Genomic DNA, 14,930 nt, shown 5'->3' on the forward strand with positions numbered 1-14,930 from the left:
AAACGACTAAATACTTTATAGATAGTGATGTATATCTGAAAAGGCTGTCTTTAGCTTTGCTCGACCAAAATAACGACAAAGAACCTCATTGATTAGTAATTCTTGACCTTAGCAATCACAACTCTCAAACCTTTATAATCACTCTATTAATCAAGATCAGTAAACTCTGGCATATTATCAGTATTGAACGGTAATGCATCGTGTGCTTGCTGGCGATAGTGTGCCATATGTAGTCGATCTTTTGCGCAAAAGTCTGCAATCGCTGGTACAAAACGTGGATCATAAATACGGTGCAACGAATGTGTTTTGGTTGGAACAAAGCCGCGTATTAATTTGTGCTCGCCTTGAGTACCGGGATCAAAATATGTCAAACCTTGTTCAATGGCAAACTCAATACCTTGGTAATAACATAGCTCAAAATGCAAGCTGTCATACTCTCCAAGCGCGCCCCAATAACGACCATATAAAGTCGCGTTTTTGCTATGAGGTGTGTCGTATAAAAACAAGCTACTGGCAATAATCTCGTCATTCTCATTATAAGCTTGCGCTAAAAATAAGTGCTCAGGCATCTCTTTTGCCAATGCCATAAAGAACGCTTCTTTTAAGTATGGTTGCTGTCCGCGAACCGCATAGGTCATCACGTAGCAATGATAAAACGTCTTCCAATCCGCCTCAGTAATCTCATCTCCGCATTTACGAACGCAACGAATCCCTTGGGCAGTGACTTTTCTACGCTCAGCACGAATATTTTTACGTTTTTTGGCCGTCAATGTCATTAAAAACGCATCGAAGTCTGTAAAAGGCTGATGGCCTTTTAAGTCTATATTTTGCCATAGGAACTGACAACCTTGGCGCTCAAGGATAGGATTGTTTGCAGTGAGAGCTTCTATGTCCGTATGAGTTATTTGTGCCGGATCACTCACGTTATTCGCAGGCATCAGTGACGTTGCCAGCTTAGCCAATGTAGGTGTTACAAACAATCCATGCCAGCTTGATGCTCCTACTTGCTGAGCAATATTATCTACTCCTGCCATCGCTGTTTTTACGATATCGGCATCAAGCGTTTCACCAGCCGCCAACCATAAGCGCTGTCCCGTAATTGGGGTATAAGGAGAGCTTGTCACCAAACGCGGATAATAATCAAGCCCATAGCGCGCATAAGCCTGCGCCCACGCATGATCGAATACAAACTCACCGCGATGGTGGTCTTTTACAAATACTGGCATGACAGCGACTGCTTGGGAGATATCTACTGGTTCTATGTTGGTGTCATTTGTCGCTTCGTGACCCATACTCTCTGTACGATAAACCAAGACAAATATGGGCAGCCATCCTGCACGCTCGCCAATCGCTTGTGTATCTATTAGTGCTTGCCAAAAAGCAAATGACATAAAAGGCGTATCAGGCAACTGCCAATTGACTTGACTCTGCCAGCTTGTATCCTTAAGTAGTGCATACTGTAAATTCATAATTCTCACACTGTTTTTTCTTTATGGTTTAGCGTATCAAACGTCAATTTTTTTGCTGTCACAATTTGCAAAAGACACGGTTGAAGTGAGCAATAACGTTTAAAATCTTTGATATATCTGTTTGTTAAGCACAAAAAAGTCATCTACAACGATGCAGATGACGTTACTTGTTATATTATATGTTTATACTCGTATTAGGGCGCATTGAACGTTTGGCCATGGTCCTATTAGCCCACTAGCACAGGTTTTTACGCTATTGATCAGTTTTATAAATTATAATAAAGGAGCTGCAACCAAATAACAGCAGCAAAAAAATGATAATTGCATGGAAAAGATGATATCAGTGTCGATGACTGGTAGAATAAAGCTGTTATTAGATTAATATAATTTAGATACATAGGATATGAGCAAAAACAGTACACTTAGTTCATTATATGAGATTGACATTGAGCGAATTTGTAGTGGATTAGCTATAATATGCGCTCAATCAGTTACTTTTGGATAACTATCATTAGATGATTTAAATGAAAGCAAAAAGTAACTTTTTAAAAATGGTTTAGAAATGGTTCCTTAAGAGCGACCTTTTTAAATGTTGTTTTATCGAATGTAGATGAACGTTATTAGTAGAAATTTTGAAGCAGGCTCAAATTTTGGGTCTGCATGATGTACTTGATATAGCCATATAGTTCGTTATCGCTTAGTATGATTTGACATTAATAATCATATTTGAGCCTTATTATTAACTACCGACTAAAGGATTACTTTACTAAAATGTCAAAAATTATTTATACAAAAACTGATGAAGCCCCAGCGCTGGCGACTCTGTCGTTCTTACCTATTGTTGAAGCCTTTACGCAGACGGCAGGGATTGCTGTTGAGACCAGTGATATCTCTGTTGCCGCCCGAGTCTTGGCTGAATTTCCTGAATACTTAAATGAAGAACAACGCGTTCCTGACAATCTAGCTGAGCTTGGTCGTCTAACGCAAGAACCTGACACCAATATCATCAAACTACCTAACATCAGTGCTTCTGTGCAACAGCTCAAAGCTGTGATTAAAGAGCTACAAGGCAAAGGTTATGCGATACCTGATTTTCCAGAAGATCCACAGACTGATGAAGAAAAAGAGCTGCGTAAGCGTTTTGGTAAAGTGCTAGGTAGTGCGGTAAACCCTGTATTACGTGAAGGTAACTCAGATCGCCGTGCACCAAAGGCCGTCAAAAACTATGCTCGCAAACATCCACACTCTATGGGTGAATGGAAGCAATGGTCAAGCACGCACGTATCACACATGCATGGCGGTGACTTTTATGATGGTGAGCAGTCTATAACATTGGATAAAGCTCGTACCGTCCGTATGGAGTTGTTGCTCGATGATGGCACCAAAAAGGTCTTAAAGCCTGAGATTGCGTTACAAGACAAAGAAGTCATCGATTTGATGGTTATGAGTAAAGACGCTTTGCTAGAATTTTATGAGCGTGAGATGGAAGACTGCCGCGAAGCAGGTATTTTGTTTTCCTTGCATGTAAAAGCGACCATGATGAAGGTGTCGCACCCTATCGTCTTTGGTCATGCGGTTAGAATCTACTATAAAGAAGCGTTCGAAAAACATGGCGCTTGTTTTGATGAGTTAGGCATCAACGTCAACAACGGCATGGCTGATCTATACGACAAAATCTCAGTATTACCAGCATCAAAGCGTGAAGAGATTGAGCAAGATCTACATGCTTGTCAAGAGCATCGCCCGCGTCTGGCTATGGTCGACTCTGCAAAAGGTATTACCAACTTCCATTCTCCAAGCGACATTATCGTAGATGCTTCTATGCCTGCTATGATTCGTAATGGCGGTAAAATGTGGGGCGCCGATGGCAAATTATATGACTGTAAAGCCGTTATGCCTGAGTCTACGTTCGCCCGTATTTATCAAGAAATGATTAATTTCTGCAAATGGCATGGCAACTTTGATCCAACTACGATGGGTACTGTGCCTAACGTAGGTCTTATGGCACAAAAAGCCGAAGAATATGGCTCGCATGATAAGACTTTTGAATCTAGCGATACCGGTATGGCACGTATTGTCGATGTTGACACCGATGAAGTATTGCTCGAAAAAGACGTCAAAAAGGGTGATATCTGGCGCATGTGTCAAACCAAAGATTTACCGATCCAAGATTGGGTAAAACTTGCTGTACGCCGCGCACGTGAATCAAATACACCTGTTATCTTTTGGTTAGACCCATATCGTCCACATGAAAATGAGTTAATCAAAAAGGTTAAAACCTACCTAAAAGATCATGACACTGATGGTCTCCACATTGAGATCATGTCACAAGTTCGTGCGATGCGCTATACCCTAGAGCGTGTGGCTCGCGGTCTTGATACCATTTCTGCGACTGGTAATATCTTACGTGATTATCTCACGGACTTATTCCCTATCTTAGAATTGGGTACGAGCGCAAAAATGCTCTCAGTTGTACCTTTAATGAAAGGTGGCGGTTTGTTTGAAACTGGTGCAGGTGGTTCAGCACCTAAGCATGTCGAGCAGCTGGTAGAAGAAAACCATCTACGTTGGGATTCTTTGGGTGAGTTCTTAGCCTTGACTGAATCTTTGGAGCATTTGGCCAAAAACGATGACAATGCTAAAGCACAGGTATTGGCAGATACGCTTGATAAAGCGACAGAAAAACTGCTATTGAATGACAAATCACCATCACGCAAAACAGGTGAGTTAGATAACCGTGGTAGTCACTTCTATCTGGCTATGTACTGGGCTGAAGAGCTTGCGGCACAAGAACAAGACAGCGAGCTAAAAGAGAAATTCTCTAAACTTGCTCAAAGTCTTGAGAGCCAAGAAGAAACTATCGTTAAAGAGTTTAATGAAGCTCAAGGTAAATCTGTAGATATCGATGGCTACTACTTTGCTGACGAAGAGCTGGCTAAGCAAGCAATGCGTCCAAGTAAAACGTTCAATGAGACTATAGCCTCACTATAGTTTTACTTGCATAACTGAGCTTTAAATCAAGGCACCCCAATGGTTGATTAACCATTGGGGTGTTTTTACGGGTATAAAGTATTCAAGATAGATGATCTATAACAACGTACTTTACAAAAGAATCCTTTTCGCATTGCCACACAACCATTAATGTTAAAACTTCTCTTAAACTATTGATAAGTTTCATATTGAACACGTGGATAAAACGCTATGATGTCAAAAAAAATAACAACAGCTAGAGGTATTCTTTTTATTTTTGTCCTCGTCGGTGGTCTATGGTACTCACTAACTCGCTTTTTACCTGACAACATTTGGCGAGATATATTTACCATTGGTCTTGCCTTCCCGTTTTGCGGGGTTTTTATGTGGTCGCTGTTTAGCACTTTACAGCGCATTTATGGAAATGATGGCAACTTGTGGAAAGAGCTTGGGATGACCTCTCTTAACGTGTTTTTATTTTTGCTCATATTTTCGGCAATTTACTATGAGGTTGGCATTATGGATACCACTCTCGATGGTAATCCAATTACGCAAGATTTTTGGGCGTGTTGTTATTATTCGATCATTACTTTTACTTCTACAGGCTATGGTGACTTTCGGCCGCAAGGAATCGCCCGAGTATTAGCAAGCCTACATGCATTGATCGGCTATTTAGTACTAGGTTTAATGGCCTCAACCAGTATGTCAGTTGTTCAATGGACAGCGAAGGGTAGCGGTAAACATCGTGGGGCAAATGACAGCTAACTAAAATCGAAGTGTAGATAAGCAGAGCCATATTATGACAAATTGAGCTTTTAAAGCCTGTAAGAAGTACAAAAATAGGGATTATGCAACTTAGAAACGCTCTTCTTTTAAGGTTTATCTTCTTTACTAAGCATTACAGATACATGGTCGACATTGAGCAGATAGTTTTTTTCGCTTAATGTCGATTATGCGTCTGTAGCATTTTTCTTAATTAGTTTATTAAACATCCATATGCTTGATGACTGCTGTACCGAACTCCGAGGTACTAAGTAAGGTAGCCTTTGGCATCAAGCGCTCAAAATCATAAGTCACTGTCTTATTCGCAATCGCGCCTTTTATACCTTCAATAATCAGGTCTGCTGCTTCAACCCAGCCCATATCACGTAACATCATCTCAGCAGACAGTATCAACGATCCTGGATTTACCGTATTTTGACCAGCATACTTAGGTGCCGTACCATGAGTAGCCTCATAAACAGAGACAGCGCCACCTTTGTTCGCGCCTGGTGCGATACCAATACCACCAACTTCTGCAGCCAATGCATCTGAGATGTAGTCCCCATTTAAGTTTAGGGTCGCAACCACAGAGTAGTCGGCAGGACGCATTAGTATCTGCTGCAAAAACGCATCAGCGATGACGTCTTTAATGATAATCTCGTTACCTGTTTTAGGGTTCTGCATCGTCATCCAAGGACCACCATCTAACAACTCAGCACCAAAACGCTCTGCAGCTAACTCATAGCCCCATTCTTTAAATGCACCTTCAGTAAACTTCATAATATTGCCTTTATGCACTAAGGTTACATTTGGCAAGTCATTATCGATAGCATGCTGGATGGCTTTGCGCACTAGGCGCTGCGTGCCTTCTTTTGATACGGGTTTTATACCGATACCGCAGTTTTCGGGGAAGCGTATTTTATCGACACCCATCTCATTTTGTAAAAAATCGATGACCTTTTTAGCATCCTCGCTGCCTGCTTTCCATTCGATACCAGCGTAGATGTCTTCTGAGTTTTCACGGAAGATGACCATATTGGTCAGTTCAGGATGTTGGACTGGGCTTGGTACACCTTCAAACCAACGTACTGGACGCTGACAAACATACAAGTCGAGCTCTTGACGCACTGCGACATTTAGTGAACGAAAGCCGCCACCAACTGGTGTGGTCAGCGGCCCTTTGATGCTGATAACATAGTCCTTTAATATCTCTAGTGTCTCGCTTGGTAGGTAGTCACCTTCATAAATTTTGGCAGCTTTTTCACCAAGGTAGGCCTCCATCCAGATGATTGATTTTTTGCCATGATAAGCTTTATCTACAGCAGCATTGACCACTTTTATCATGACAGGTGTGATATCTATACCGATACCATCACCTTCAACGAATGGAATAATGGGATTATTAGGAACATTTAACGATAAGTCAGCATTGACGGTCACTTTTTCACCGTCTCTTGGTACGATAACCTTTCTATAAGACATAAATAAAACTCCTTGATTATATGTTATGGTTCGCAGGCATACTTAGCGCTCTGCTATAGATACTTCAATTACCAGTACTACAAAAACCTTTATTCCATCATGGTTTTATAATTGCGGTTATTTAGCATGATGTTTATTTAGTACACTATCTACTCAATAATGCTGTTGTTATATCTGACAATGTTAGATGGTTAGATGCTTATTGGCTTGGATATTTATGAGCGATCACTATTCTTGGTCAGCATGAGTAGATGCTAGTGCCTACTTTAACATCTATTGTCAGATGATTTGGTTTCAAAATGTCAGACGATGATATGTGATTCAACTTCTCTTTTTTATGTTAGCAAACCTATTAACTTCTTCTTTTGTTTGGATGTATTTACCCTATGTCGACATCAAGCCTTATTTTATTTAACAAACCTTACGGGGTACAAAGTCAGTTTCGTGACGATAGTAACAATGACCATACTACTTTATCTGAATTTTTCACTGATAAGTCTTTGAGAGTGGCTGGACGTTTGGATGCAACGTCAGAAGGGTTACTTATTTTGACAAGTGATGGACGGATAAACAAAGCCATCACGCATCCACCAAAGGCCAATAAAGGGCATAAACAAGGCAAGACTTACCTAGTACAGGTTGAGGGTAACCCAGCCCCTGAGCAACTACGTCAACTTGAAAAGGGTGTAGTTTTAAAAGACGGTAAGACGCTGCCTGCTAGCGTCAAATACCTAAACGAAGATGAGTTACCGATGCCTCTTTGGCCGCGTAACCCGCCCATACGTGAACGTAAAAGCGTGCCAGACTCGTGGCTGATGCTAACCATCTACGAAGGAAAAAATCGGCAAGTACGTCGTATGACAGCACATGTCGGTTTGCCTTGCCTGCGCTTAATCAGATGGTCAGTTGCTGGGTTTGAATTGGGCGATTTGGGTGTTGGTGAGTTTGTACGTATTCACTTAAATAAAGAGCGTTGTCAGCAGTTGGGTATCATGAAGTAACTCAATAAAGATTAAAGCAAATTTGGTGATGATATTTGAAACGTTAGCGTCTCGAATTAGCAAGATTAACCTGCTAATATTCATTATTTGTTGTGTTTTAGCCATCTAGTTTGTCAATTTATTATTCTATTTGACTATTGATTGGCTTATTTATGTTAAGGACATATTATGGCCGCTTGTTATCGTTACCCTCTTTCTGCTCTAGCTATTAGTGTTGCAGCGCTACTTTTTCTTAATGCTTGCCAGCCGGTCACCGAAAGCCCAGAAAGCACAGCCCTCCAAAACGATGAGACGACGACCATAGAAGAGGTAATAGCGCCCTCAACCAATACACAGGCGTCTGAGGTAGATGAAGCGCTTGATTCGCATACAGACCATGATATGCCAAATACAGCGATAAGCGCTGATGATAGACAAGTAAGCGACGTGCTCAAAGATTACACCAAATCGATGACTAGAATGCACGATGAGATGATGATCGGTATGAATTACAATGATCCAGATACCGCTTTCGCTAAGGGTATGCTTGGGCATCATCGCGGTGCATTAGATATGGCAAAAACTCAGCTCAAATACGGCACCGATGAAACTATGCGTAAGCTTGCACAAGAAATTATCGACTCGCAGCAAATCGAGATTGATATCCTAAACAAGTGGCTTGCTAGTCATCCCGATGCTGCTAAACCAAAGCCTGATACTCAAGCTATGCAGCGTGCATACGCTGAAGGTATGGTTACTATGCATGATGAGATGACACTTGGCATCGCAGACCCAGTGCCTGATATGGCGTTCGCTCGCGGTATGCTGCCACACCATATAGGTGCAGTAGATATGGCGATGGTTCAGATGGAGTATGGTAAGGATACAGAGATGCGTAAGCTTGCACAGCAAATCATTGATACACAGCAGCGCGAGATTGAGCTTATGCAAGATTGGATTGCTCTACAAGAGATCGATAATAATGAGCTTAATCAATAGCCGTCGCCAGCACTACGACTAGACTTTTATATATTCTCATATAAACCCCGTGTTAAGAATAACCGCTTAGCAAGGGGTTTTTATAGTGCTACATGGTTGATAGTTATTATCTAAACGCTACGATATTGATAGGCTTGTTCTTGATGATATTGATAGGCTTATTTTTGATAACGCTTCATGCCATCAAGCCACGCTTGCCAAGCCAGAACGGCCTGCTGACTCGCATCGTCCTGCTCTTGGGAGCTCTCTGTTTTCGCCAAACGCAAATTTACCTTATGTGGAAACGCTTTTTCTACTGTATCTTGCGCTTGCATGGCTACGCTAGGCAATACGCTGACACATACTAACTCATCACGGCGGAATAAATAGCAAGTAATCTTGTGCTGAGCATTACTTAAGGCGGTTAGTTGTTTATTATCAGCCTTAATACCATCAATAGCGATAATAACGTCATGAGCCGATATCCCAGCTTTTGCTGCTACGCTACCGCGTTTTACTCGATTGACTTTAAGACCTGCTGGTGTCTCGGTGCAACGTATGCCCCAAGGTATCTTTTTATCAGCCGTCTCTTTGACATCTTCATGAATGGTAATACCGTTTTTCGTCAGTAAGCGCTCAAGGGGTAGCTCCTCCACCCCATTGACATAACGTTGCTCAAAGTCTTCCCAATCGGCTATCGGCATAAACTGACTGATCACTGTACCTATATCAGCACTACTGATACCAATACGCTTGTTGTCGTTTTGCTTTGCTTGCGTATAAAAGGCTTTTACCACATCGAATAGGCGATAGCGACCAGCGCTTTTTTGCTGTAGCGTCAAGTCTAAGCAAAGAGCGACCAATGCCCCTTTATTATAATAACTGATCCCTGCGTTGCCAGTGTTCTCATCGCTACGATAAAGCTTAATCCATGCATCAAAACTGGATTCTGCGACACTTTGATGAGTGCGACCATCGGTTTGGTAATATCTATTAATTTGTTCAGCCAACAGTTTTAGATAACTGGCTTTATCAATCACGCCTGAGGCTTGCAGCATAAAATCATCAATATAAGAGGTAAAGCCTTCAAACACCCAAAGTAGTGGCGTAAACGCTTCCTTACGCAGATCTACGTCTAGCATGACATCTGGACGTACAGTCTTGACCCACCACGAATGAAAGTACTCATGACTACATAGACCCAAGAAGCGCTGATAGTCGCTACTTGGTATCTTAGGCTCATCAATGCTTGGTAAATCGCGGCGCGGGGTGATCAGGCTGGTAGAGTTGATATGCTCAAGACCGCCATAATCTTGACCACTGGCATAAGTCATAAAGGTATAGTCGTCGAATGGCGCATCACCCAGCCAACTGACATACGCCTGACAAATCTGGGTCACATCTTGCTGCAAGCGTCCCATGTTGGCATTGTGTTTGCCAGAGATAAAAAATCGATGACTCAATGCTTGTTGCATCTTGTCTTGAACGATAAAATTAAATGACGTTTGGGCGGCAATCTCAAAAGGATGATCTATCAGCTCATAGTAACTGTCTGCTTGTAAACTATAGCTATGCTTACCATGACCGTCCTGCGAATCAACAGATAGATGCGTGGCCTCAAGACCGCATGCCAATGTAATATCACCATCATCATTAGTCGCCAGATTCTGCTCTGCCAAAAATGTGGCTGGTACGATAAGGCTTACTTGTACCGGTTTTTTCTCTTGCCCTTCTACAGCTAAGGCAAGCGACGTAAAATTTCCGTACAAACGCTGCTGATCGACATAGGCAGTGCGCACTGATAAGTCGTAACAATAAACTTCATAATGGACGCTTAGTAGCTGCCCAGCTTCAACCTGTGGCAGTTGCCACGTATTTTTATCAATCTTTTGAGCGCGTTGTTTAAAAGAGCTGTCATCACTATGTTCTTTACCCTCTTCACTCTCTATTCGGTAATAAACTGCCGTAATGTTGCGAGCAAACTCACGCATCAAATAACTGCCTGGTATCCATGCGGGCAGCCATAAGCGCGGCGATGCCGTATCTGCCGTAAAGTTCAGAGTAACATCGACTAAATGCTCAAAAAAGCGGTCAAAATCGAGCTGATAACTAATATCAGCGATAAGTTTCGGTGCAGACTCATGACTTGATGAGCTGTCTTTGGATACGGATAGTGTTGTCATATTAAATACTTATTATAGTGTTTAACTTATGGTAGAAGCCTCAAGTCCAAAACGCAACCAATAAACAACGAGTAATATAGTCGATATCCTCTAAAATAAATACAAAGTTACGGTGATAAGCTTTTTAATGCCTCTAACTGGCAAAGCATATAGTAAGCGAGGCAGGTTTGTGCCGGTAACGCATTAATTTGACTATATGGGCTCGCTTTTAAACTGCCTATAAATAACCTATATAATGAAATTTGAATTAATTTCACTAATATTGGCATTTTTTATGTTTTTTGCCTTGAAAGTTATTATTACCATCTCAATTAAAGATGCTAACTGCTAAAGTTACTTTTATAAATTGAAATAAACTGATGATAATTGACTAATGATTTGGCTTTTGGCTTACTGATTGGCTTTTTTAGGTTTATTACAACCGCATTTAATTTTTTACATAGATATATTTAGGATAACTTATGACTACTATCGCAAAAGACACTGCCGTCAAATTCAATTACACTCTAAAAGACGACGAAGGCAACATTCTTGACCAGTCACCAGAAGGTCAACCACTTGCTTATTTGCATGGCCATAGCAACATTATTCCAGGTCTTGAGCAGCAGCTAGAAGGTAAATCTGCGGGCGAAAAAGTCAATGCAGTTGTTGAGCCTGCTGATGGCTACGGCGAATACCAAGAGCAAGCGGTACAGCACGTACCACGTGAAAACTTCCAAGGTGTCGACGATATCCAACCTGGTATGCAGTTCCAGTCAGAAGCCGGTGGTCAAGTCATGCTAGTTACTGTTACTGAAGTAAACGACAACGAAGTAACTGTTGATGCCAACCATCCACTAGCTGGTAAGCGTCTGACTTTTGATGTAGAAATTCAAGAAGTACGTGCAGCCACAGAAGATGAGTTAAACCACGGCCATGTACATGGCGCAGGTGGCGTTGAGCACTAATTTGTTGCAAATTAGCTAAAATATTTAAAGATGAGTGACGAGCGTTACTTGTCTTTTAGCCCATAAAAAAACCAGTAGCGATGTCTACTGGTTTTTTTATGGGCTAAATTTGTATGATAGCTTCACGATAAAAAGAGAGCGATAGACTTAGTGATTTTAAACGTCATAATTAAGAAGATGCCATAACAACTAAACTATTTACTTCCAAACATAATAAAACCGCATAACGACAAGCGCTATACGGTTTTTATTACCAACCATCCTTGTTAATGTTATGCTATACCCAATCCCAAGATATAGTACAACTGACAGGCATCCAGCCTTATCATCCATGATGAGCAGTCCATCCCTGAAACAATTTATAAACAACCTATAAATACCAATCCCTAGTATCAAACATAGTATCGTCAAACTGTGCAGTGGGACTATAATCGCAGATTGCTCTTTGCTTAGTAAGAGGTTGAAACGACATTACATGTAAGCATATGCTTACAACACCCTATACAAAGTATTTAAGGTTCCATCGTTGTTTGCAACTTCTCCTTAGGACTAAGTGTCGCTTTCGAGTCCGCACTGAGCATCAAGTAGGCAGCCTCATTGATAAAGGCTTCATCCTCTGGTAGCTGCGGACGCTCATCAGCTTTCATTTTGCTGCGCTCTTCAAATTTTGCATCCATGGCTGCTTGATAAGTATCCCAATTGGCGTACGGACTCTTACCAGTCGCTATTAGGCGTTTGTTTTCAGCTTGCAACGAGCGCTCCTCAATCAGCTCCATCTTCGCTCGGCGACTGTTTATATCTAAATTGATAGGCTTTTTCTCGTCATCCATATCACGAATGTCGTTTAGGGTAGATAAATAAACGAACTGTGGATTTTGCTGTTGACGTATTTTAGATTGCTGGTTCAGTGTGGCTAGCGTATCTGAGGTAAATTTGCCCTCAGGTTTGTATGCAGCCGTCTTAATAGTATCCCATGGCAGCGCTTTTTTCTGTGCGCGCTCACCAAAGGTAGCATCATCATATATATTTACCAGCTCTACATCAGGTACAACCCCTTTATTTTGTGTACTACCCCCTGTAATGCGATAAAACTTACGCTGAGTTAATGTTGCAGAACCCAGCGCTAGATTGTCCAGCTGAATCTGTGCAGAGCCTTTACCTGTCGTTGTGCTACCAACCACTAATCCTCGTCCATAATCCTGAATCGCTGCCGCAAAAATCTCACTAGCAGAAGCTGAAGCTAGGTTTGTGAGCACCACTAACTTACCATCATATAACTGCTTGCCACCATCATCATCGCGATACACTTGAACATTGCCACGGTTATCACGTATTTGTACCAGTGGCCCACTTTTAATAAATAGCCCTAGCATCTTTGCCACTTCATCCAAAGAGCCACCTGGGTTATTACGTAGATCAACCACTAGGCCATCGATGTTTTCCTTATTTAAGGCTTTGATTGCCTTTTCGGTATCGACACTGACGCTACGATAATCCTCGCCATTGCGACGCGCACGATAGTTCAAATAAAAGCTTGGTATCTCAAGCACACCGATGCGTTTTGGTGTCTCATCAATATTGGGCCGTTGTACCTCTACGACGCGGTGCGTGACCCCTGACTCTTCTTGCTCGATAATGTCGCGTACGACAGTAATAGTACGGGCGCTCGCTTCTGGTGTATTGGGCTGACGCACTTTTAGAGTCACTGAAGTGCCACGTTTACCGCGAATCAAACCGACAATCTCGCGCGTTGACCAGCCGACCACATCAGTCATGGTTTTGCCATCTTCAGCGATACCAATAATGAGATCGTTGGGTTTGATTTGACCAGTTTTGGCTGCAGGTCCACCATCGACTAAAGTGACGATACGTGTATAGTCTGGGTTTTTTCGATCTGGACGAATAGAGACCCCGATCCCTTCTAACTGTAAGCTTGACTGAATCTGTAACTCAGTCGCCTGAATAGGCGCATAATAATTACTGTGTGGATCATAAGTGAGCATGGCAGTATTTAGTACTGTCTCCATTATCTCATCGTCTTTTAAACGTGACATCTGTCCCTGTTGACGTGACAAACGGTTTAATAAAATCTCACTTGGCGTACGCTGATCATCACGTACTAAATCTTGACCACGAGTGATATCAGGGTTGTCTAAAAATATCTTCTCTTTACCTTTTTCACTTTCTTTACCCAAAGTGATGCTTATTAACTGAAACTTTAACTGACGCGCCCAATAATCACGCTGGGCTTTTTTGGTCTTAAAATGACCAAGTTTTTCGCGGTCGAGAATAATAGTCTCATCGCTTGTCAAATCAAGATCTGTTTTTAGCATTCTTGTGGCCATATCGAAGTACTCATTTGAGCGTTTGCGATAGCGCTCAAAAATATCGACACCAGCAGATAGATCACCACGTTTGAGACGATTACCAAATTCGCTTGCATATTTCTTTTTGAATTCATCAACATCAGATTGCAAAAACAACGTATGGTTTGGATCAAGGCTGTCTATATACATAGACAAAATTTCACTACCCATTTCACTATCAAGTGGTTGGTTTAAATAATGACTGCGGTCTAACAGTGCCGCGACTTGCCTGGTTGTAATTTTTTGCTCAGGAGTTTGGACGAAACCTTCAGTGCCGGTATCTGCTACTGCTGTACCATAGCTTTGTGTCAAAATAAGCCCAGCCACGCCAACTGACGCCACGCTGAGTAACCACTGTGCTGGTTGTTTTTTCATCATATGTACCTAGTTGTTTTAAGTGATAAAATACCTAAAATGGGTCTTAAATTGTCTTATCAATGTATCTTAAATGAGCTTGTTAATAGAGAATACGTTATATTCGATATTAGCATGGTCATTGGTTTACAACTGTCTCAAACTGTATAAACAATCTTACACGCTACGCCTATACATACCAAACTTTCTATCATCTTTATTGTACGTGCTATCATGTTTATGTTAGTTATCTAACCAATGTCAATTACGTATTTATATTGTGGTCATAACTTTATACTTAAACGGTAGCTACGATAAATGTACTAATACCTATTTCTGCCGAATCAAAATAGGTCTTACGATCGATAATGGGGAGGATATATTAGTAGAAAAAGACAGTTTTTACTCATATTATTCCAATAATGTCATAATTAAACTA

General features: G+C 41.5%; 9 protein-coding genes. 5 read left to right on the forward strand and 4 right to left on the reverse strand.

What is annotated here, in order from left to right:
- Window positions 1-146: 146 nt before the first annotated feature.
- Entirely contained in the window at window positions 147-1,469 is a 1,323-nt protein-coding gene (locus Q0895_RS04030; protein ID WP_299185691.1) for a GNAT family N-acetyltransferase, read from the reverse strand.
- A 771-nt stretch (window positions 1,470-2,240) separates the two neighbouring features.
- Here Q0895_RS04030 and Q0895_RS04035 point away from each other — a divergent pair.
- Window positions 2,241-4,460, forward strand: coding sequence for an NADP-dependent isocitrate dehydrogenase (locus Q0895_RS04035; protein WP_299185693.1), 2,220 nt, complete (start codon window positions 2,241-2,243; stop codon window positions 4,458-4,460).
- Window positions 4,461-4,670: 210 nt separating this feature from the next.
- A complete protein-coding gene (locus tag Q0895_RS04040) occupies window positions 4,671-5,204 on the forward strand; it encodes a potassium channel family protein (RefSeq protein ID WP_299185695.1) in 534 nt (177 codons plus the stop codon).
- A gap of 219 nt (window positions 5,205-5,423) precedes the next feature.
- On the opposite strand, the gene icd is transcribed toward Q0895_RS04040, so the two are convergent.
- Window positions 5,424-6,683 carry an NADP-dependent isocitrate dehydrogenase gene (gene icd / locus Q0895_RS04045; RefSeq protein WP_299185696.1) on the reverse strand — a complete coding sequence of 420 codons (1,260 nt, stop codon included), beginning with the start codon at window positions 6,681-6,683 and terminating at the stop codon, window positions 5,424-5,426.
- A gap of 386 nt (window positions 6,684-7,069) precedes the next feature.
- Between icd and Q0895_RS04050 the strand changes: the two genes are divergently transcribed.
- Together Q0895_RS04050 and Q0895_RS04055 are read left to right on the forward strand one after the other, a co-directional pair.
- Window positions 7,070-7,684 carry a pseudouridine synthase gene (locus Q0895_RS04050; protein ID WP_299185698.1) on the forward strand — a complete coding sequence of 205 codons (615 nt, stop codon included), beginning with the start codon at window positions 7,070-7,072 and terminating at the stop codon, window positions 7,682-7,684.
- Between the two features lie 168 nt (window positions 7,685-7,852).
- Window positions 7,853-8,662: a DUF305 domain-containing protein gene (locus Q0895_RS04055; RefSeq protein WP_058368079.1), complete on the forward strand. Its 810-nt coding sequence runs from the start codon at window positions 7,853-7,855 to the stop codon at window positions 8,660-8,662.
- Window positions 8,663-8,820: 158 nt separating this feature from the next.
- Here Q0895_RS04055 and Q0895_RS04060 read toward each other — a convergent pair whose 3' ends face one another.
- Entirely contained in the window at window positions 8,821-10,824 is a 2,004-nt protein-coding gene (locus Q0895_RS04060; RefSeq protein ID WP_299185700.1) for a PDZ domain-containing protein, read from the reverse strand.
- A 461-nt stretch (window positions 10,825-11,285) separates the two neighbouring features.
- Between Q0895_RS04060 and Q0895_RS04065 the strand changes: the two genes are divergently transcribed.
- On the forward strand, window positions 11,286-11,771 hold the full coding sequence (locus Q0895_RS04065) for a peptidylprolyl isomerase (RefSeq protein WP_299185701.1): 486 nt from the start codon (window positions 11,286-11,288) through the stop codon (window positions 11,769-11,771).
- A gap of 512 nt (window positions 11,772-12,283) precedes the next feature.
- On the opposite strand, the gene Q0895_RS04070 is transcribed toward Q0895_RS04065, so the two are convergent.
- Complete coding sequence (locus Q0895_RS04070) at window positions 12,284-14,512, reverse strand: carboxy terminal-processing peptidase (RefSeq protein ID WP_299185787.1); 2,229 nt, start codon at window positions 14,510-14,512, stop codon at window positions 12,284-12,286.
- Window positions 14,513-14,930: the final 418 nt, after the last annotated feature.

Source organism: uncultured Psychrobacter sp., assembly GCF_947495825.1.
In the GTDB taxonomy this organism is placed as follows: Bacteria; Pseudomonadota; Gammaproteobacteria; order Pseudomonadales; family Moraxellaceae; genus Psychrobacter.